At 38.5% G+C, this 20094-nt stretch carries 17 protein-coding genes; 9 read left to right on the forward strand and 8 right to left on the reverse strand.

The genetic code is table 11. The features are described from left to right. Positions 1-33: 33 nt before the first annotated feature. Entirely contained in the window at positions 34-996 is a 963-nt protein-coding gene (locus NMK93_RS16020) for a hypothetical protein (protein ID WP_254529578.1), read from the reverse strand. Between the two features lie 6 nt (positions 997-1002). Next, positions 1003-2331, reverse strand: coding sequence for an OmpA family protein (locus NMK93_RS16025; RefSeq protein ID WP_254529580.1), 1329 nt, complete (start codon positions 2329-2331; stop codon positions 1003-1005). A 211-nt stretch (positions 2332-2542) separates the two neighbouring features. On the opposite strand from NMK93_RS16025, the gene NMK93_RS16030 reads away from it, so the two are divergent. From NMK93_RS16030 to NMK93_RS16040, 3 genes are read left to right on the forward strand one after another with little or no spacing between them, the layout of a single operon-like run. Beyond that, on the forward strand, positions 2543-3427 hold the full coding sequence (locus NMK93_RS16030; protein ID WP_254529582.1) for a hypothetical protein: 885 nt from the start codon (positions 2543-2545) through the stop codon (positions 3425-3427). Between the two features lie 5 nt (positions 3428-3432). Beyond that, entirely contained in the window at positions 3433-4746 is a 1314-nt protein-coding gene (locus NMK93_RS16035; RefSeq protein WP_254529584.1) for a hypothetical protein, read from the forward strand. A gap of 29 nt (positions 4747-4775) precedes the next feature. Continuing rightward, positions 4776-5348: a hypothetical protein gene (locus tag NMK93_RS16040; protein ID WP_254529586.1), complete on the forward strand. Its 573-nt coding sequence runs from the start codon at positions 4776-4778 to the stop codon at positions 5346-5348. A 282-nt stretch (positions 5349-5630) separates the two neighbouring features. On the opposite strand, the gene argC is transcribed toward NMK93_RS16040, so the two are convergent. The 3 genes from argC to NMK93_RS16055 all read right to left on the reverse strand — a co-directional run bounded on the left by argC (position 5631) and on the right by NMK93_RS16055 (position 8693). Beyond that, positions 5631-6650: an N-acetyl-gamma-glutamyl-phosphate reductase gene (gene argC, locus NMK93_RS16045; RefSeq protein ID WP_254529588.1), complete on the reverse strand. Its 1020-nt coding sequence runs from the start codon at positions 6648-6650 to the stop codon at positions 5631-5633. 97 nt (positions 6651-6747) lie between these two features. Then, complete coding sequence (argG, locus tag NMK93_RS16050; protein ID WP_185213358.1) at positions 6748-7935, reverse strand: argininosuccinate synthase; 1188 nt, start codon at positions 7933-7935, stop codon at positions 6748-6750. A 41-nt stretch (positions 7936-7976) separates the two neighbouring features. Further along, a complete protein-coding gene (locus NMK93_RS16055; RefSeq protein ID WP_185213357.1) occupies positions 7977-8693 on the reverse strand; it encodes a GNAT family N-acetyltransferase in 717 nt (238 codons plus the stop codon). 504 nt (positions 8694-9197) lie between these two features. Between NMK93_RS16055 and NMK93_RS16060 the strand changes: the two genes are divergently transcribed. Continuing rightward, complete coding sequence (locus NMK93_RS16060) at positions 9198-9446, forward strand: hypothetical protein (protein ID WP_185213356.1); 249 nt, start codon at positions 9198-9200, stop codon at positions 9444-9446. Positions 9447-9519: 73 nt separating this feature from the next. Here NMK93_RS16060 and NMK93_RS16065 read toward each other — a convergent pair whose 3' ends face one another. After that, a complete protein-coding gene (locus NMK93_RS16065; RefSeq protein WP_254529590.1) occupies positions 9520-11676 on the reverse strand; it encodes a S9 family peptidase in 2157 nt (718 codons plus the stop codon). A 124-nt stretch (positions 11677-11800) separates the two neighbouring features. On the opposite strand from NMK93_RS16065, the gene NMK93_RS16070 reads away from it, so the two are divergent. The 4 genes from NMK93_RS16070 (at position 11801) to NMK93_RS16085 (ending at position 16992) form a co-directional block, all read left to right on the forward strand. Then, entirely contained in the window at positions 11801-13426 is a 1626-nt protein-coding gene (locus NMK93_RS16070) for a S8 family peptidase (RefSeq protein WP_185213354.1), read from the forward strand. Positions 13427-13778: 352 nt separating this feature from the next. Then, positions 13779-14441 (forward strand): endonuclease III, encoded by a 663-nt coding sequence (gene nth, locus NMK93_RS16075; protein WP_254529592.1) that lies wholly within the window; start codon positions 13779-13781, stop codon positions 14439-14441. 138 nt (positions 14442-14579) lie between these two features. Continuing rightward, positions 14580-15605, forward strand: coding sequence for a recombinase RecA (recA, locus tag NMK93_RS16080; protein ID WP_254529594.1), 1026 nt, complete (start codon positions 14580-14582; stop codon positions 15603-15605). Positions 15606-15804: 199 nt separating this feature from the next. After that, positions 15805-16992: a metallophosphoesterase gene (locus NMK93_RS16085; protein WP_254529596.1), complete on the forward strand. Its 1188-nt coding sequence runs from the start codon at positions 15805-15807 to the stop codon at positions 16990-16992. A gap of 123 nt (positions 16993-17115) precedes the next feature. Here NMK93_RS16085 and NMK93_RS16090 read toward each other — a convergent pair whose 3' ends face one another. Both NMK93_RS16090 and NMK93_RS16095 read right to left on the reverse strand, forming a co-directional pair. Then, entirely contained in the window at positions 17116-17814 is a 699-nt protein-coding gene (locus NMK93_RS16090; protein ID WP_185213349.1) for an ABC transporter ATP-binding protein, read from the reverse strand. Positions 17815-17838: 24 nt separating this feature from the next. Continuing rightward, positions 17839-19317 (reverse strand): DUF5687 family protein, encoded by a 1479-nt coding sequence (locus NMK93_RS16095; RefSeq protein ID WP_254529598.1) that lies wholly within the window; start codon positions 19315-19317, stop codon positions 17839-17841. Between the two features lie 140 nt (positions 19318-19457). Here NMK93_RS16095 and NMK93_RS16100 point away from each other — a divergent pair, with 140 nt between their 5' ends. Further along, positions 19458-19796, forward strand: coding sequence for a hypothetical protein (locus tag NMK93_RS16100; protein ID WP_254529600.1), 339 nt, complete (start codon positions 19458-19460; stop codon positions 19794-19796). Positions 19797-20094 lie beyond the last annotated feature (298 nt).

Genomic DNA, 20094 nt, shown 5'->3' on the forward strand with positions numbered 1-20094 from the left:
CAGACACAAAATTAGTGAGTAGAAATTGAAATTTTATTGATTTTCAACAATTTGAAAATTATTATAGGTAGAAATATGAAAATTTAACTGCTCCTTACTCCATAGTGTGTTTTGAGCAATATTCAGTGCCAAATCCGTGTTCACTATATGTTCTTGGATATGCTCCAAGATACGCGTTGAAAGGTCGTCAAAAACAGTAAATCCATTTTGGGTTTTTCGTTGTGGGGTAAGGGCTTTGTACAACCTAATAGCCTCCTCCAATCGACCTTGTTTTGCTTTCCAATCCAAATAAACCTTCGCATAATTCTGTTTCAGCAATAAGTACCGTTTTCCGTCATATCGGATCTGCAGCTCAATGGCTTTCTTTGGGTTTTCCATTTCCATAATAATACTCGGTTCCTGCTTATGAAACACCCAAACCTTAGGAATAGCATCCAGTTCTTCCCTCAGAGTAGATTCTAATTCCATTAAATTACCGGCATAAAGTGTTGGTAAATCAGAAATATTATTTTCATTACTTTTTAGACTTCCTAACAACTGCTCTATCGCCTTGACTTGGGATATACTAATACCAGAATTTTCAAAGTCTATCCAAGAGTAGCTATTACTACTTATCGGTCCCCTTTTTTTTATGGCAATCCTAAAAGCCACAATTTGAGAAGCTTCAGAAAGCCCCAACCTATGGGTTGCCACTTGTTCCCTTAAATTCTTCTCAGCAAGAGTCATATTCCCATGCAGTTTATTGCTTTCAAAAGAGGGTATAAGGTCAGCATAAAATAGGTCCAACGTTTCGTTAATTGCTGCTAGATGTTTGTTCTTATGTTCCTCGACCAATTCATTCTTTGGATGTTGGCTTGCTGTCAAATCAATATCAGGATCTAAAACCAATAGGCTTTCCCAATGATTTATTACGGTCATAGGATCCTTTTCTTGAGCAAAGATCATTTCTGCTCCCAGCCCAAATAAGAAGTATGGCAATAAAATAATAGTTCTCATAGATTACTAGAACTTAATAAATTCAACCCTTCTATTTTTTGCTCTTCCAGCTGAAGTAGCATTATCCTCTATCGGACTTCCTTCGCCTGCCCCACTTGACCTTAACCTAGACCCAGCTATTTTATGCTTTTCTACTAAATAGTTTTTTACTGATTCTGCCCTTTGGTTAGATAATGTCAGATTCTTTTGTTCATCCCCTTCACTATCTGTGTGTCCTTTGATCTCTATATTCAGACTTGGATTATCAATAAATATTTTGGCAATAGCATCGATTGTCCCTACACTTTCTGGTTTAATATTCGATGAATTGGTGTCAAATAGAATTCCCTGTGTTACGATCTTGCCCTCTGTCAAAAATTTAGACCTTAGATCCGCCATTGCATCCGCAACCATAACATTACCTATGTAGTAACCAACTTGCTCATCCTGATAGGCAGATCCCTCTACATTAAAGCCCAAATGGTCAAAGACAACGCCCTGCGGAATGGCTACTGGAATATCATATATCTTTTCCTCGTTGAGCCAAACCCTAATTCTTTGCCCTTGATTCCAGATGGCAATATGAATTGGTTTGCCGTAAAATGAATCCAGCTTCCGATAGCCTTTTTCTTCATTCTGAAAAAACAAACTCCCTTCTTTATTTACCTTTAAGGAGATGTTGGAACTGCCTTCCTCTCCTGGTAGTATTTCAATGATCAATTCCCCCTTGGAATTATTGTTCACCAAATAATCTTTGACATTATTCTTTCCATTCAATGCCAACAAATTCAGCTGTAGCCCTGGGAAGCGATAACTATTGCCCCCTTTATCAAAATTTAGGATCAAATCAAATTCTATCGTATGGTTTACTGGCAGTGAACTGATCATTGGTGATACAAATTTTGAAGATTGATACATGCGAAGCCATTTATTTATACTGTTTTTTACATTTACAGCTTCTCCTCTATTATTGGTTGACCATTTCAAAGGGAATTCTCCAATAACATCTTCAGAAAAATCATCCGAAAAACGGATTTGGCTCCCTCTTTCGAAATCATACTTTGAGTAGCTTTGAAAACTTGAAAGACCCTTTCCAGCTTGTTCCGTCTCTCCGTTTCCCTTTTCCTTATTGCTGGGCTTATTCTCTGGCTTTGACCCTTTGTTCTTTACGGTTTCATTCTTGACAGCTTCAGTCCCTTTTTGCTCTGCTTTATCTATCCCTTTGTCAATACCTTCTTCAATCTTCTGCTCAACTTTGTTCTTCACCTTATCCTTAATCCGATTAAGGATAGATTGACCGTAGCTTATGGTCATTGTTGCCATTAGGCACACAAGTATTACTGATGTCTTTATCATAATATTAAATTTTAACAAAGCTAGCAGCGAATAAGCGACACTTTTTCGATACCTGCACGGATATAAAGAAATACGTAGTTCTACGGAAAAGACAGCAAGGACCGCCAATTTCAGTACATCTACGGAGATATAAAATTCAGGTCTGCTACTTAAAAAATGGGGAATGATTAGGCTCAAATTTGTTCCATAAATTTTAATGAAACCAAAAGTCATGAAAAACAATAAAACAAAAATTTACCTGGCAAGCCTTCTCTTGATCCTTTCAAGTTGTAATCAGGATCAAGTTGTCGAGCCAACCCCTCCTAAAAAAGGATGTACCTTATCTGTCCTAAAACAATTCGATGGATTCGGTTTAAATACCTTCGTAGGAAACCTTTATAAGGAATCTCAACTATCTTATGAGAACAAAAACTTAAAAGAAGTAATAAACTTCACACGAGGGACAAAAGACCTCATTCGACGTGTAGCGACCATAGATGGGTTGGTCAAATCAGTGTCTTTTTATGATGCAAATGAAATCCTTAAAATCAGGTATTCTTTAAATTATGCAGCTAATAGTAAAAGGATTGAAAGTGCTGAGGTTCGATATGACAATATCTCTCCTGCAGTAACTGAATCCTATTTGTTCACTTATAACAAAGATAACAAAGTTTCAGAACTGAAATTGTACTCAAACAATCTATTAATGGAAAAGATCAAATATTTCTATTCCATTGATCAAGGCAAGCAGGTCATCAAAACCGAGACTTACGAAGTCAGTACTGCAAATCCCAACCATCATTATTTATCCTCTAAAGATGAGTATCATTATGACGACAAGCATACCGGTGAAATCCACCCTGCTTTTGCCATCAACCTATACCATCAAACAAGGTTAGATTTGCTTCTCCCTGAAAGTAAAAATAACATCATGAGTTACTACCATTATCACAATACTGCTGAAGTAAATGAAGTACCTGTGCTCAAGCTATCCCAAAGTGTCAGTTTCGACCGAACAATAACCTACAATAAAGAAGAGTACCCAATAAAAATCGTTGAAAACAGATTGAATGGCTACAAGTTAGAGTATGAATTGACTTATAGTGATTGTAAATAATTATCATGAAAAATCATCTAAAAACTGGTTTAAAAACCGTAATTATCTTTCATCTTATCCTTTTATTTTCAAGTGTTCTGGCCTGTGAACGGAACGATCTAAGGTTAGAAGAGGAAGAACCTATTAAAGATACTATCAAATATGAAATGCCTATTGGTGAGGCGATAGATGAACCTGTTTATGAATTTATCGGTCCTGAAGGAGGGTCTATACAAAGTTCAGATGGTAAGGTAAAAATATTATTCCCTGAAGGCGCCCTACTCGAGGAACAGGAAATTGGTATACAACCGCTTGAAAACAGCAGTCCTGGAGGCAGCGGCTTTTCATATCGCTTTACGCCAGAAAATATCGAATTACATAAGGAGGTAACTATTACCTTCAATTTAGAGGGACAAAGCCAACAGTCCCTTTTATCCAAAACCTTAGAAATTGCGTATCAAAATGAGGTAGGAACCTGGATATGCCCAGGAAAGAATGAAATTGATCTAAACAAAAAGGAATTACGCGTCCTGACAGACCACTTTAGTGATTGGTCAATGATCGAAACCATGCAATTAACACCAAATATGGCAACCATAGGACTAAGTGAGTCCCTTGAATTGGCCGCTATTCAAAATGTCCATCCCGTAGACGGCGATCTTTTGGTACCCTTAGTGCAGCCAATAAATGCTGGAACTCCTATACCATTAAGTCAAACCTATATTAAAAATTGGAAGTTGGATGGCCCTGGAAGACTGGTCGTGAATGGAAATAAAGCAAAATATTTATCACCTTCATCCAAACCCGCTAAAAATATTGCCACGGTTTCCGTAGAATTAAGTGTTAGAGGGCATCAAGTAATTTTAATAAGTGAAATCCACATCATTGAGGATGGCATTATGATTAGTTTAGATGGGGGCGAATGGAGAACATATTTGGGTGCAGCAGGTAATGTCCCTGGAACTAGCTTCCATAGCATGAACAACATTGTAGCAAATAGCACGGATCCTCAAATTACTTTCTTATGGCCAAAATCGGCCCTGTCAAGCACAGAAAAAAGATACACTTGGTCCATGTTCAATGAAGCCGATCAGCAAGTTACCTTTGCATATTTTACCCCAGGCCTAAGCCATGTTTACTCTTCAGTATATAAGGATGACCAAGATTTCAAAGATAGTCCTGGATATTTCACCGTCAAAGAAACGGAAGAAAACGGCAAAAAATATATATCAGGAATCTTCGTCATCGAAAGCTCCGGCTATTTCAGGTCCGCAATCACAAATGAACAGGTGCGTATAGGAAGCGTTAGAGGGATCTACCGAGTACCAAGGGGTTGGTAATTATCAAATTAGAATTATATAAATGGATCATGAAAACTATGTATTATTTATTGGCAATATGTGCATCGATATTATTATCATGTAAAAAAACAAATATTGAAGAGGAAAAGCCTGTTCCTCAGGATAAGCCAGCAACAGAGACCCCTTCCGAACTAAAAAATGGTCTTTGGTTCTGGGGAGGTTTAGGGCCTATATCCTATTATGATAGAGACGGACATCAATTAGGAAGTGATTGGGAAGCCGCTCGGGAATATTATTTTACAGAACAAAATAAAAAAGGAAAATTGGAATTCTATCAATATTTAGGAACTAGAAGTGCCTCAAACTGTGTCACTGAGATTTTCACAAAAAAAACTGGAACAACGGTTTTCGAAGGAAATAAATTCACTTTTCACCCTATATCTGGAACATTTACAACCGTAAAAAAGGGTTGTAGTACGAATGGAACTACAACTAGAAACGCAGAACCGAAAGATTTACAACCAGACACTTGGCTATGGAAAATCAAGGATTTTGAGGAAGTAAAACGCCTATATATCTATGAAATTAAAGATACCGAAATGGAAGACCCTGTTTTCGTCTATAAGTTTGTAGGACTATAAATCAGTAGCATCTCTAAAATAATTAAGGTTAAGTTGTTTTATTATATCTTTTATACAGTTAATATGTGTTGTTAGTGAATGTGGGCTTGTACAAGATCTGTGCAAGCCCTTCTGTTTATTATGTAGTTGATTTGAGTATTGAGATAGCAACCGCGCTATCACCTAAACGATCATTACTACATTTGATGAAAATGAGATAAGTATAAAAACGGTCAACCCTATTTAGGGATGGACAATGGACATCTCTCAAATCTCATATCTCACATCTCAAATCCCCGAACACTAAAAGCCAACCGACTTCAGGTTTAATCCCGCTTTTTCATCCAATCCAAACATCAGGTTCATATTCTGTACCGCTTGTCCAGAAGCACCCTTCAATAGATTATCAGTAATATTCAGGATCAACAGCTTTTCGCCATGTTTCTCTAGATGGATGATGCTCTTGTTGGTATTGACCACTTGTTTGATATCAATATTAGCCTTAGATACATGGGTAAAAGGATGCGAACCATAATAAGACTCGTAAAGCTCATAAGCTTCCTCTTCCGAAAGATCTGAATCGACATAGATGGCAGAAAAGATACCCCTAGGGAATGCTCCTCGTTGAGGGATAAAGTTAATTTTCTGGGCAGCTCTTTCTAGTAGAGATCCATCTCCAGCTGGAAGGAATCCTTCCTGCAATTGGTTGAGCGACTCCGATATCTCTTGCAGATGCTGGTGCTCAAATGACTTATAGGCCGAAAGGTTATTGCTTCTCCAGGAAAAATGCGACGTAGCAGAAGGTTTTTGACCAGCACCTGTTGACCCTGTTGTTGCATTCACATGGATTTGGTCGCCCAATATTCCTTTGTTCGCCAAAGGCAATAATGCCAATTGTATATTCGTGGCAAAACAGCCGGGATTAGCAATATATTGCGCCGAAACAATATCGGATTTATTCAATTCAGGTAGACCGTAGATAAAATTCTTACCTTGGTATTCCGTATTTGCCTTAAGCCTGTAATCTTGGGAAAGATCAATGATCTTTACGGAAGGATCGATAGGATGGGCATCTAAAAACTTGCGCGCATCGCCATGTCCTACACATAAAAACAGAACATCGATATCAGAATGAAAATCTGAAGAGAACGTTAAGTCTGTATCTCCAAACAAATCATTATGAACATCAGAAAGTTTATTGCCGGCATTGGAAGCACTATTGGCAAATATTATATCCACATTCGGGTGATAGATCAATACCCGAAGCAATTCACCTCCGGTATAGCCTGCCGACCCTACAATTCCTACTTTAATTTTTTCCATTATGATAAATAATCAGTCAAAATAAAACAAAAAAACCAAGGTGCCTAGACAGCTACCTTGGTTTGCAAAAAGATTTTCAATATTTGAAGAAAGGCGATTAGCCTTTGTTATTAACTTTGTGCCAAATGATGGTTTGGTTACCGAAGATTTTCGAGAACCCTTTTACATCATCACCAGTGTAGCCTTTGTTCATCTCACCGTATGAACCAAACTTGTTGGACATTAAATCGTGTTCAGATTCAATACCTAAGATTACAAATCGGTAAGGGTGAAGCTCAATAAATACGCGACCAGAAACGGTATCTTGCGAACTTTGAAGGAATGCCTCCATATCACGCATCACTGGATCATGCATCTGACCTTCGTGCATATAGTTACCATAGAATCCCGCTAATTGGTCTTTCCATGAAAGTTGCCATTTGGTCAAGGTATGTTTCTCCAAAGCATGGTGCGCTTTGATCAGAATAATTGGGCCTGCAGCCTCAAAACCGACACGTCCTTTAATCCCGATGATGGTATCACCAACATGGATATCACGACCGATTCCATAAGGTTGTGCAATCGCTTGCAACTCTTGGATAACCTTAACAGGACTCATTTTCTCACCATCTAAAGCAACTGGTTGACCGTTTTCAAAATCAACAGTAATCTTACGTGGTTCTGTAGAAGTTACAGGAGTTGGCCATGCAGATTCTGGAAGGTATTCATTCGAAGTAAGCGTCTCAGCCCCTCCTACTGAAGTTCCCCATAATCCTTTATTGATCGAGTATTTTGCTTTATCAGCAGAATATTCAACACCATGTGAATTCAAATAATCAATTTCCGCCTCACGTGATAACTGTAGATCACGGATTGGAGTAATGATCTCTACACCTGGAATCAAGGTCTGGAAGATCATATCAAAACGTACCTGATCATTACCTGCACCTGTTGAACCATGTGCAACGCATTCTGCGCCAATTTTCTTCGCATAGTTTGCTATAGCTGTAGCTTGGCAAACACGCTCGGCTGACACTGAAAGCGGATAGGTAGCATTTTTCAAGACATTCCCAAAAATCAAATACTTGATGGTATCTTGGTAATAATCTTCAGTTTCATCAATAGTAGTATGCGACTTTACACCTAGATCATAGGCCTTCTTTTCGATATTCTTTAATTCTTCCTCTGAAAAACCTCCGGTATTTACTACTACGGAGTGAACTTCTAATCCTAAGTCACGAGACAGATAGATACAACAGAATGAAGTATCCAACCCACCACTAAATGCTAAAACTACTTTTTTCATTTGATAACGATTAATATGCTGATGATAACAAAAATAACAAATTAAAAACCTTTAACAGGTCTAATCCCTACGGGAATTACCGCAGCGACCATTTTTTTAGTCGACCTCCAAAGTTTTGCTTCAATTCTCTTCAATAGAGATTGCTTTTTGGAAATTCGGTCAAGACGTTCCTTAGCTTCGGCCTTACGAAGGATCTTTTCCTTCAGTTCTTTTTCTTTTTCTACCGGGTCCCATAACATCGCAGTACACATACAGTTCTTACGATCTTTAGAGACCAAGATATCAAAGTTCACACAGGACTGGCAGCCTTTCCAGAATTCCTCATCTTGAGTCAATTCAGAATAGGTAACAGGTTCATATCCTAGGTCGGAATTGATTTTCATGACAGCCAAACCTGTAGTCAGGCCAAAAATCTTTGCATTTGGATACTTCTCCCTTGACAGATCAAACACGCGCTTCTTGATTGCTTTTGCCAAACCTACTTTACGGAAAAGTGGATTGACAATAAGACCAGAGTTCGCCACATAATCACCATGGCTCCAAGTCTCAATATAACAGAAACCGGCCCAAGTACCATCCTTATGTAAAGCAATAACAGCCTTACCTTCCTCCATCTTGCGCGCTACGTATTCTGGTTTTCTGCGTGCAATGCCCGTCCCACGAGCCTTTGCAGACTCGAACATTTCATTACAGACTTCATCGGCATACTTAACATGGTTTGCCGTCGCGGGAATAATTAAAAAATCTGAGATTGTCATTGAATAATGTCGACCTAAAAAATAAATACCAAAGTATTTGAACTAACTAATCTAATTTGAATATCAATCACCGAGCTGGGTGAATGACAATATGGGAAGTTTGCCTGCCTCGGTATCAAGCTCGAGGCAGAATAGGTCGTCGGAATCGAAGAACTGGACAATTAAATCTACGCATTGCATAATATGCCCTTATCCTAAGCTTGATGCAAGCTTGAGCGAAAGAGTTCATATATAACTTGTTACAATACATACATTTTTGCCTTTGATACTTAGTGATCAGACAGCGCAAAAGTAAACAATTATTTTTTTCTTTTATGCAATCTGAAAGTAGTTTTTTTATTTATAAAATAAATACGCCCCAAATTCATTGAAAACCTTTCAATCAGACTTTCCAATTATTGAAACGTTTAAAATCTTTCATTGTTTTGTAAGATTTCAATTCAAAATGAAGCATTTGCATCGATATATAAATAAATCCTTAATTTTGCATCAAATTAAAAAATCATGGTTGGTCCAAGTATCTTTTTTTACGCCCTATTCGTTATCCCTTACATCCTTTTCATGTATTGGTTGGTTAAGCAAGACAAGAAGAAATATATGTGGGGAGTAATAGTCGTAACTGTAGTTGCCATTTTTGGCCTGGTCGTTTCTCAACGTGCAAGCAAGATCGCAATGGAAAACTACAAGCAGCATCAAATCGATGCCCGCGAAATTGAAGCAGAAAACAAAGCCGATAGCTTAAATCACAAATAAGAAATTTTTAAAATCATACAAGAAAGGGCAATAGAATCATCTATTGCCCTTTCTTGTATCTGTCTTTTCTCTTTTATTTGGTAATTCCCTCCAACTTAAATAGGAATGCATAACTCAATGCCACATCTTTTAAGTAATCAAACCTTCCCGATGCGCCACCATGTCCATAATCCATATCCGTTTTCAATAGGATGACATTGTTACCTTTCTTGGTTGCACGCATTTTCGCTACCCATTTTGCAGGCTCAAAATACTGCACCTGACTATCATGGAGCCCAGTGGTAACCAATAGGTTTGGATATTCTTTCGCTTCAATGTTTTCATATGGAGAATATGATTTCATATAATCGTATGCTTCTTTATTGTTGGGATTTCCCCATTCATCATATTCATTCGTCGTCAATGGAATGCTTTCATCCAACATGGTATTCACTACATCGACAAATGGAACCTGCGCAATCACTCCATTCCAGATTTCTGGCGACATATTGATCACGGCACCCATCAATAATCCGCCCGCACTTCCGCCTTGGGCATAAAGATGCTCCTTGGCTGTAAACTTCTGATCGATCAAATACTTGCCACAGTCAATAAAATCAGTGAACGTATTTTTCTTTTTCATCATTTTCCCATCCTCATACCACTGTCTTCCCATTTCCTCACCACCACGAATATGCGCTAATGCATAGATAAAACCTCGGTCCAAAAGAGACAATCTCGAAGAACTGAAGCTTGGGTCCATGGAATTACCATAGGAACCGTATGCATACAACAACAATGGAGCAGTTCCATCTTTCTTGGTGCCCTTCTTATAGACGATAGAAATTGGAACTTCCGTACCATCTGTAGACTTGGCCATTACACGCTCCGTCACATAATTCTTCATTTCATAACCGCCAAGTACCTCTTGTTGCTTCATCAAGGTCTTTTCTTTGGTCTTCATATTATAGTCAAATGTAGACGATGGAGTGACCATGGAAGTATATCCATATCGTAATACATCGGTATTGTATTCTGCGTTTGTGCTCGGATAAACCGTATAGGCAGCTTCACCAAAATCAAGGTAATGCTGAGAATTATCCTTAAGGTTCCTGATGGCCAATTGCGTCAAGCCATTTTTCCTTTCAGATATGGCTACATAATCCGCAAACTCATCGATCCCCTGTACCAAGACATCCTTTCTGTGTGGGATATATTCCTTCCAGTTTTCTTTAGCCGTCTTATCCAATGGCGTTTCCATCACCTTAAAGTTCTGGGCATTATCATTGGTAACAATCAAAAATTTATCTGCCAATGGCGTCACATCATAGAGCACATCCTTCATTCTGGCTTGGAATACCTTGAACTCCGCATTGGGCTCATCAGCTTTAATGTACCTGGTCTCCGAACTTAATGTACCTCCTGAATAGATAAAGATGTATTGATCGTTCTTGGACTTACTTACCCCTATATAGTTGGTATTATCCTTTTCCTCATATACCACTGCATCCGATGCCGCATCAGTACCCAAGGCATGACGCTTTATTTTTTCACTCAATAAGGTCACAGGATTTTTGGAAGTATAGAAAATCGTTTTATTATCAGATGCCCAAACAGCAGCACCAGAAGTCCTGACAATTTTATCGGCTAAAAGTTCGCCTGTTTCCAGGTTCTTAAACTGAATGACGTACTCTCTCCTGGAAACCGTGTCTACCGAAAAGGCTAGCAATTTATTGTCCGGACTCACCGTAGCACCACCAATGGCATAATAGGCAAAGCCTTCAGCCATCTTATCCACATCTAACAATACTTCTTCTTTGGCATCTAGGCTGCCTTTCTTGCGGCACAGCTTAAAGTATTGTTTCCCCTCTTCCGTTCTTTGATAGTAGTAATACCCGTTTCTCAAATATGGGACACTTTCATCGGTTTCTTTGATCCGACCCTTCATCTCTTTGAAAAGGATATCCTGAAAAGATTCCGTATCCTTCATCATGGCCTCTGTATATTTATTCTCCGCTTCCAGATAAGCCACAACCTTCGAAGAATCTGGTCCTTTTTTGAAATAATCTATCATCCAATAATAGGGGTCAGCGACCGTATCTCCATGGATTATTCTTTCATGGGCTATTTCTTCGGCAATAGGCGCCATTGCATCGGGCCAACTCACTGGCTCTTTCTGTATTTTGTTATCTGATGAACAGGATGATATCATGATTGACAATATTAAACCAATTACATATTTATCTTTCATACTATATAGTTAATAATGGTTAATGAATGCTTAAAAATAAGATAAAATTTTTGTGATTTTAGATTAATTAACAAAAGCATCTAGTTGAAAATATTAAATTTGTCGAATTATAATCTATAAAAATATGATAGGAACAAATAAATTTCTGTGCTATTTAGCTTTAGGAATTCTTCCAACCCTTGGATTTAGCCAAGATAAGACTGCCACTCCCCCAGCAAACTGGTATAATCTTGATTTTCAAAAAGACGGTGTCATGGGTATCAGTACTGAAAAAGCCCAAGAACTTTTAAAAGGCAAAAAAGCAACGCCTGTTGTTGTGGCTGTACTAGATGGTGGTGTGGATATTCAACACGAAGATTTAAAGGATGTATTATGGACCAATCCAAAGGAAATCCCTGGAAACGGCAAAGATGATGATGGCAATGGCTATATCGATGATGTACATGGATGGAACTTTATTGGCGGTAAAGATGGATTGAATGTTAATCAAGACAATTTAGAGGTAACCCGTCTGATCCGTATCTACGAACCTAAATACATTTCCGTATTACCAAGTACACCTCTTTCTGAAAAGGAAAGAAGAGAGTTCGTGGCCTACCAAAAAATGATCACAGACTATACTTCTAAAATGGAAGAAGCTTCATTCGGCAAGTTGAACTATGGCCGTCTTAAAAATGAAGTGGATGCTGTAGTGAAAAAAATCGGCAAAGCGCCTAAAGATATTACCAAAGCAGATTTGGACGCTTTCCAAGCAGAAGGTGATCAACAAAAGATGGCCATTAGGATCGCAAAAAAAGAACTTGACAATGGTTCATTCGAGAAATTCTACACGGACATAGAGGATGCTGTAAAATACTTTACCGATCAGGTCGATTCCCATTTAAACAAAGAGTTTGATCCTAGACACGTGGTAGGCGACGACTACGAAGATGCTTCCCAACGCAATTATGGAAACCCAGATGTAAAAGGTCCAGATGCTGAACACGGAACTCACGTTGCCGGTATTATCGGCGCAAAACGCAATAACAATAAAGGCGTCAACGGTGTTGCGGATCATGTACAGATCATGGCTGTTCGCCTGGTTCCTAATGGTGATGAACGCGACAAAGATGTGGCCAATGGTATCCGCTATGCTGTAGATAATGGCGCAAAAGTAATTAACATGAGTTTCGGTAAAGGTTATGCATACAATAAAAAGGCTGTGGACGAAGCCATTAAATATGCTGAATCTAAAGATGTATTACTTGTTCATGCCGCTGGTAATGATGCTCAGGATAATGATATAGAGAAAAACTACCCAACCAAATATTTTACCGATAGTGTAGATGCCGTTGTTGGTGAAGCCAAGAACTGGATCACTGTTGGTGCAACAGGACTGAAACAGGACGCTGATCTATTAGCAAACTTCTCAAACTATGGTTACCGCAGCGTGGATGTTTTTGCACCCGGTGTTAAGATCAACTCGACTATCCCAGAGTCTAAATACAAAGAAAACCAAGGTACCAGTATGGCTGCCCCTGTTGTTGCAGGCTTAGCAGCAATGATCCGTGCATATTACCCTTCATTGACTGCCGAGCAAGTTAAAGAGGTCATCATGAAGAGCGTAACTAAGGTTGACCAAAAGGTTAAGATCAAAAAAGATGGCAATTCAAAACGCGTGTATTTGGATGAAATCAGTGTAAGCGGAGGTATTGTGAATGCTTATAATGCTATTGTAGAGGCTAATAAATTAGTTTCAGAAAAAAAGTAAAAAAATGTTAAATTTTTCACAATATTGCTAAGTATCTTGCGTTTAGATAGAAAACAAGATGCTTATGGTCGAAAACTCTACTAATACAAAAGAAGTAAATTACGAAGGTCAACTTTCAGGTATCATTCAAGACGCTAATCTTGAATTATCATTCGAGGAAAAAATCAAAAGTTGCATACAACAGTTGTCTAAAGATCCAGAAGACAGAACTATAGAAAATATCCTCAACTATTCTAAGACCTTACGTAACTTATAATAACGAAGCCATTCTAAGAAAGAGTGGCTTCGTCATTTATACCCTATTCCCTCAACAAAGCTTAAATCTTCCCTAGAAATATTATTATCTTTGTTTATGCTGATAAAAGAACGTTATAAGGCTTTTGTTGAATATTTTTCTACCCACAATCCTGACGCACAGACAGAACTGAATTATGGCAATCCATTTGAATTGCTCATTGCGGTTATTCTTTCTGCTCAATGTACAGACAAAAGGATAAATCAGGTGACTCCTGCCCTATTTGAGCGATATCCCGATCCTGAATCCTTAGCGGCTAGCTCCCCTGATGAAGTGTTCACTTATATCAGATCGGTAAGCTATCCCAACAACAAAGCGAAACACTTGGTTGGTATGGCTCAAAAACTCCTCAGTGAATTCCACGGAGAAATTCCGGAGAAGGTCGAAGACTTGGTCAAACTTCCAGGTGTAGGCCGCAAAACTGCCAATGTCATTTCTTCTGTGGTATTCCATAACCCAGCCATGGCTGTAGATACACACGTGTTCCGGGTGGCTGATCGAATAGGATTGACCAATAAGGCAACAACGCCACTGGCTGCAGAAAAACAATTGGTCAAACATTTACCTAAAGATACCATAGCCATGGCACATCATTGGCTAATCTTACATGGTCGATATATATGCCTGGCAAGATCCCCTAAATGCGTTATTTGCCCCATCTCCTATTTTTGCAGATATTTTGAACGGAATAAAAAAGCAAAATTAGTCCACAAAGATTAAAACATTCTTCAAAATCTAGCTTAAAACAACAGAAAACTAACATCTTGAACATATCAAAACAAAATAACTAACTTTTTTAGCATTTTATTTGTAGAATTCAATATTATAAATTATTTTTGACAACGTTATACTAAAAATATGAGCAACTCAGACAAACTAAAAGCCTTACAGCTTACATTAGATAAATTAGAAAAGAACTACGGAAAAGGTACCATCATGAAATTAGGTGATACAGCTGTTGAACCTATCGAGGCTATCTCTACAGGTTCCTTAGGCTTAGATATCGCTTTAGGTATTGGTGGTGTACCAAAAGGACGTATCATCGAGATCTATGGTCCTGAATCTTCTGGTAAGACTACTTTAGCCACTCATATTGTAGCAGAAGCACAGAAAAAAGGTGGTATCGCAGCAATCATTGATGCGGAACACGCTTTTGATAAATATTATGCCCAAAAGCTTGGGGTTGATATCGAGAACCTTTTAATCTCTCAACCAGACAATGGTGAGCAAGCATTAGAGATTGCAGATAACTTGATCCGTTCCGGAGCTATCGACGTTATCGTGATTGACTCCGTTGCAGCTTTGGTTCCTAAAGGCGAGATTGAAGGTGAAATGGGTGAATCCAAAATGGGTCTTCAGGCACGTTTAATGTCTCAGGCTTTACGTAAGTTGACCGGTACCATTTCTAAAACCAACTGTTGTTGTATCTTCATCAACCAATTGCGCGAGAAAATCGGTGTAATGTTTGGTAACCCTGAAACGACTACTGGTGGTAATGCCCTGAAATTCTATGCTTCCGTACGTTTAGATATCCGTCGTACTTCACAGATCAAAGATTCTGATGAGGTATCAGGTAACCGCGTAAAAGTGAAGATCGTGAAAAATAAAGTTGCCCCTCCTTTCCGTATCGCTGAATTTGACATTATGTTTGGTGAAGGTATATCCAAAGTTGGTGAGATCATTGACTTAGGGGTGGAATACGGAATCGTCAAAAAATCTGGTTCATGGTTCAGCTATGGTGATACGAAATTGGGACAAGGTCGTGATGCAGTGAAAACCTTACTGTTAGACAATCCAGATTTAATGGATGAACTAAAACACAAAATCAGAGCTGAAGTAAGTGGTCAAGATCTTGATCAAGCCGCTATCAGGGAAGAAGATTAATTAGAATCATTTTTTACAAAACTCCTCTAGGTTTCAAATTAATAGGAGGACATATTGAAACAGCAACTCAAATGAGCTGCTGTTTTTTTATGGAGAAAAAATCCGCTATTGTAAAATTAGTCCTACATCATCATTTACCTATCCAATGCTAGGATGTTTTTTATAAATTTATAGAGACAAAATCTAACCTCAATCTAGCATGAACTTTAATAGAAGAAATTTCCTGAAAGGATTAGGATTAATTGGTTTAGGAGCCAGTACCCCTGCCTATGCAGAAAAACTGATCCTTAATCAGAACGAAGCCTTTTCGCTCGCCTGTCCACCCTACTTACAGAACCTGAATGCCGAGACTGTAACCATCTGTGCGATATTCAACAAACCATGCCTCGCTTGGGTTGAAGTCCTGGATGCCAAAAACAAAACCGTCAAATCCATTTATCAGGTAGAGGACGGAATGCGAAACGCAAATACCGACCTTTTTAAATTCAAGGTAAACCATAAGAACGGTCAGTTGAAATACAAGGTGGTAGGAAAGGAAATCAGTAAATTCGAACCCTATAAAATTGAATATGCTGGAACCATTCAATCGGAACCTTTTGAGATTACTGTTCCTCTACCGAAACAGGATAGCATACAATGTTTGATCCTGAATGACATACATGAGGATAAAGAAAGCTATGCCTTCCTTTTTGATAAGAGTAAATTGGCTAAAAAGGATTTGGTATTCCTAAATGGCGACTCCTTCCATTATGTAAGCAACCAAACTGACCTGACCGAAAAACTATTGAAGCCTATTGGAAACAAATTTGCAAGTACCACCCCTTTCCTCATGATACGAGGTAACCATGAAACTAGAGGAAGCTTCGCCAGAGACTACAAAAAGTATTTTGATTACCCAGAAAACAAGTTTTACCAAGCATTTCGCATGGGGCCAATCTATTGGATTATTCTGGACAGTGGTGAGGATAAACCTGACGACCATGAAGTATATGCCGGCACCGTGGATTACGACAATTACCGACTGGAGCAAAAGGCATGGTTATCCAAGGTGCTGCAATCTAAGGAACGTAAGGAAGCGAAACATACCCTTGTCGTAACCCACATCCCCTTCCATCATTCGGATGATTGGCATGGAACCAAGCATAACTTTGAATGTTTCCACAGCATATTGAATGATAATAAGGTTGATGCCGTAATTTCAGGACATACACATAAATACAGTTTCCATCCACCCGATAATTCCCATAATTATTATGTGATAATTGGCGGTGGTCCAAAAGCAGGAAATAGAACCTATGTGGACATCACAGCCCAAGGTAAAGCCCTTCAGGTCTCCTTGAACCTTGATGATGGAAGCACCATCAATAGATTTTCAAAAAATGGATGAGCTCTTTTGAGCTAGCTATCAAATAAAAAATCCCAGATTGGAGAACAGCTAAAGGCCATCTCCAATCTGGGATTCTTACTTATTTTCAGTTAAGCCATAAAATGGGCTTAGCCATGAAGCTTTTTATTCAACAGCAAAGAATGAATTCAACTCTGCCAATGTTTCTTCCGTTTTGACACCATCCTTAACGATCAACCCCATACTCAAAGCAATGATCCGATCTGCGGTTTCAACGGTATGGGAAAGGTCATGACTGGAAATCAAAAGAGTTACATCCTTATTTTCCCTTATTTTAGCAATCAGCTTTTTCAACCTAAATTGTGTAGTTGGATCTAGGTTTGCAAAGGGTTCATCCAAAATAATCAATTCAGGATTTCCAATGAGTGTCCCGACGATACCAACCTTTTTTTGGTTTCCCTTAGAAAGGTCACGCACATAGACCTTCTTATTCAAAACTTCACCATTAAAAAACTCTCCATACTCCGCTAAAAGCTTATCTACATCACTTTTGTTCATTCCTCGTAACTCACCTAGAAAATAGAAATATTCCTCGGGAGTTAGGTATCCAATCAGGAAGCTATCATCAATAAAAGCCGTGGTAAATTTCTTCCAACCGTCTTGTCCATGGACTGGTATATCATTCAACAATATCTCGCCTGAATCAGGTTGGATCAGATCCAAAATCAAACTAAACAGAGTTGTTTTCCCAGCTCCATTGTTTCCGACCAACCCTATGCTCTCCCCTTTTCCAATATGTAAACTCGGGATATTCAAAACCCGAATTCCATTATAGCTTTTTATTATATCCTTTATCTCAATCATTTATTTTCAATTCAATATCTACAGTTAATTATTAACCTCCTTAAACCCAATCAATATCTTGTATTTATTCTCTTGATATTTCTTAGCGATCCTATTTAATATTTCATTCCGCAAAGCAACTCCAATTAAGCCAATGACAATGAGCGTAATATTAGCTATGTTGATTCCTCCCGCATAATAGGCAATTGCCCAAATGATAATTGGGGCAATCAATAATGGAATACCAACTAACCATTGAGCTGCACCTGTACCTTGATAGTTAAAGATATTTCCATTGTCCAGATCGATCCTTTTCTTGTTCATACTTCCGAAATAAAGGATAACAGGAACATTGACCCCTAAATTATAGACCGCACAAGCTATATTTACCCAAACAACCACCCATCCAAAGTAAAAGTATCCTGTACTCAACACGGTCATGATCGCAATGGAAATATACATCAGCATCGCTTTGGATTCCAAATATAATTTGATAGGCATATTTTGAGTCATAAGCATCGCATAGTAGGTACTATCCCAAGCTGGAACAAATTGGCCAAAATTGATCACAAATATTCCGGTAATAAAAACCCCAACAAAAACTAATGCAGTTGGGTTTCCCTCTCGCTGTGGGTAAAAGAACAAGCCATAAAACAAAAATACCAAACAACCAAAAATAACGGCCCTTGCTCTTTTTGACCTCCAGATCAACTTCATGTCCAGCTGAAGGAATGGAGCCAATTCTCCAAAACGATTCGTCCAGGAGAGATCATAATTTTTGACAACTGTCCTTTCTGTCTGTAGATAAGCATCCAAAAACATGTTCTCTTTCACATTAAAATACAACAGAAAATAACTCAAAATAGCCAAGACAACAGCAACCAAACATAATAGTGGATAAGTCAGGACAAGATCAAAAAATTGACCAAACAGTCCTGAAACAGAGAATATACTGTAGTGATCCAAACAAAATATGACCACTAGAAGCGCCATTATGGGCAGCGTTTTCAAAAGACCATTTTTGAAATTTTGTTGAATGTAAAGATTCAGGTAGTTCACAACAAATTCAAAACCCACGACCGCAATGCACCATGAAAACAGTTGAAAATTCGTTAAATCAGTTACTCTTGCGGTAATGATCAGATAGGGAACAACAACAGCCAACAGCATCCAATTCCAAAACGAATTGGAGGATTTTAACAGGGTATAATTGACGATGTTACTCCGCGGTATATTCAGGATCAATAAAGGCTTGACATTTTGAATGGGCAACTTTTGCATCATCATCCGCATCAAAAAGCTCAAAAAGACCCAATACAATAGAAATTTCCCCACAAAATGTATAGGTTCCTGATTTGGAAACAATTCAATGATCAAGAAATGCAAACTAACCCCAAAGGTCACTGCAGATCCCAAAAAATAAAGGCCAAGTAAGCCCAAAATTATTCTAACGGACAAACTTCTCCCCAGATCAGCCGACCTGAAAAAAGATCTCCATTCCAATAAAAACAATCTTTTAAACATATTCGCAGCTCTAATTGATGATCAGTTTAATAATGGTAACACCACCGTTAGTATTGCAGTGATTTTCTGTATCAAAATAAGAAAATTTAGGGAATGATAGAAAAATAATTGAAGTAGATTGGAGGGGTTCTGGAGATGGTTTGAACCAGGATGCCAAGGATGAGAGGATCGACCAAGATTATGGCAAGAACCAGGATTCATGGGATTGGAGGATGGACCAAGACCAGGATATGAACCAGGATGCCAAGGATGAGAGGACCGACCAAGATCGTAACTCATGTCCACTTAAAGGGTTTCCAATTTTCGTAGGCGTACAGCTCGTCAGTCTTCGATTGACTATGACAGAACTTTTTGTTGGAGAGCCGTACAGATTCTTCACTGATCATTCAAAATCGGATGTATCCACAAAAGGGATTCAGAGCGCCGCGAAGAATCTATTTTTTTATTTTTTTTCGGATTTGGTCATTCCGAAATCGTAAGATGAGGAAACTATTTTTTATTAAGCTCGCCCAATAAAGAGGATTTTTAGAAAAATATTTCACCCACGCTGTGGGTTCCCAAATTTACAAACATCAATCCTTCCGCAGGAAGTCCTTTAGCCCCTGGCTCATTTCCAATGGCGGAAAAAGGGAAAGAATGCCGTGGCCCTGCGCGGTGGGATTGGGCTTGGATGCTTTCAAGAAATTCTCCCATCTTAAGGGAGAATTTAGAAGAACGGCATCCTCGACATCAAGGCATTCTTTTCATGTGCGATGAATGGTGCGAAAAGCCATCTTA

The sequence above is a fragment of the Sphingobacterium sp. LZ7M1 genome (assembly GCF_024296865.1).
Classification (GTDB): domain Bacteria; phylum Bacteroidota; class Bacteroidia; order Sphingobacteriales; family Sphingobacteriaceae; genus Sphingobacterium.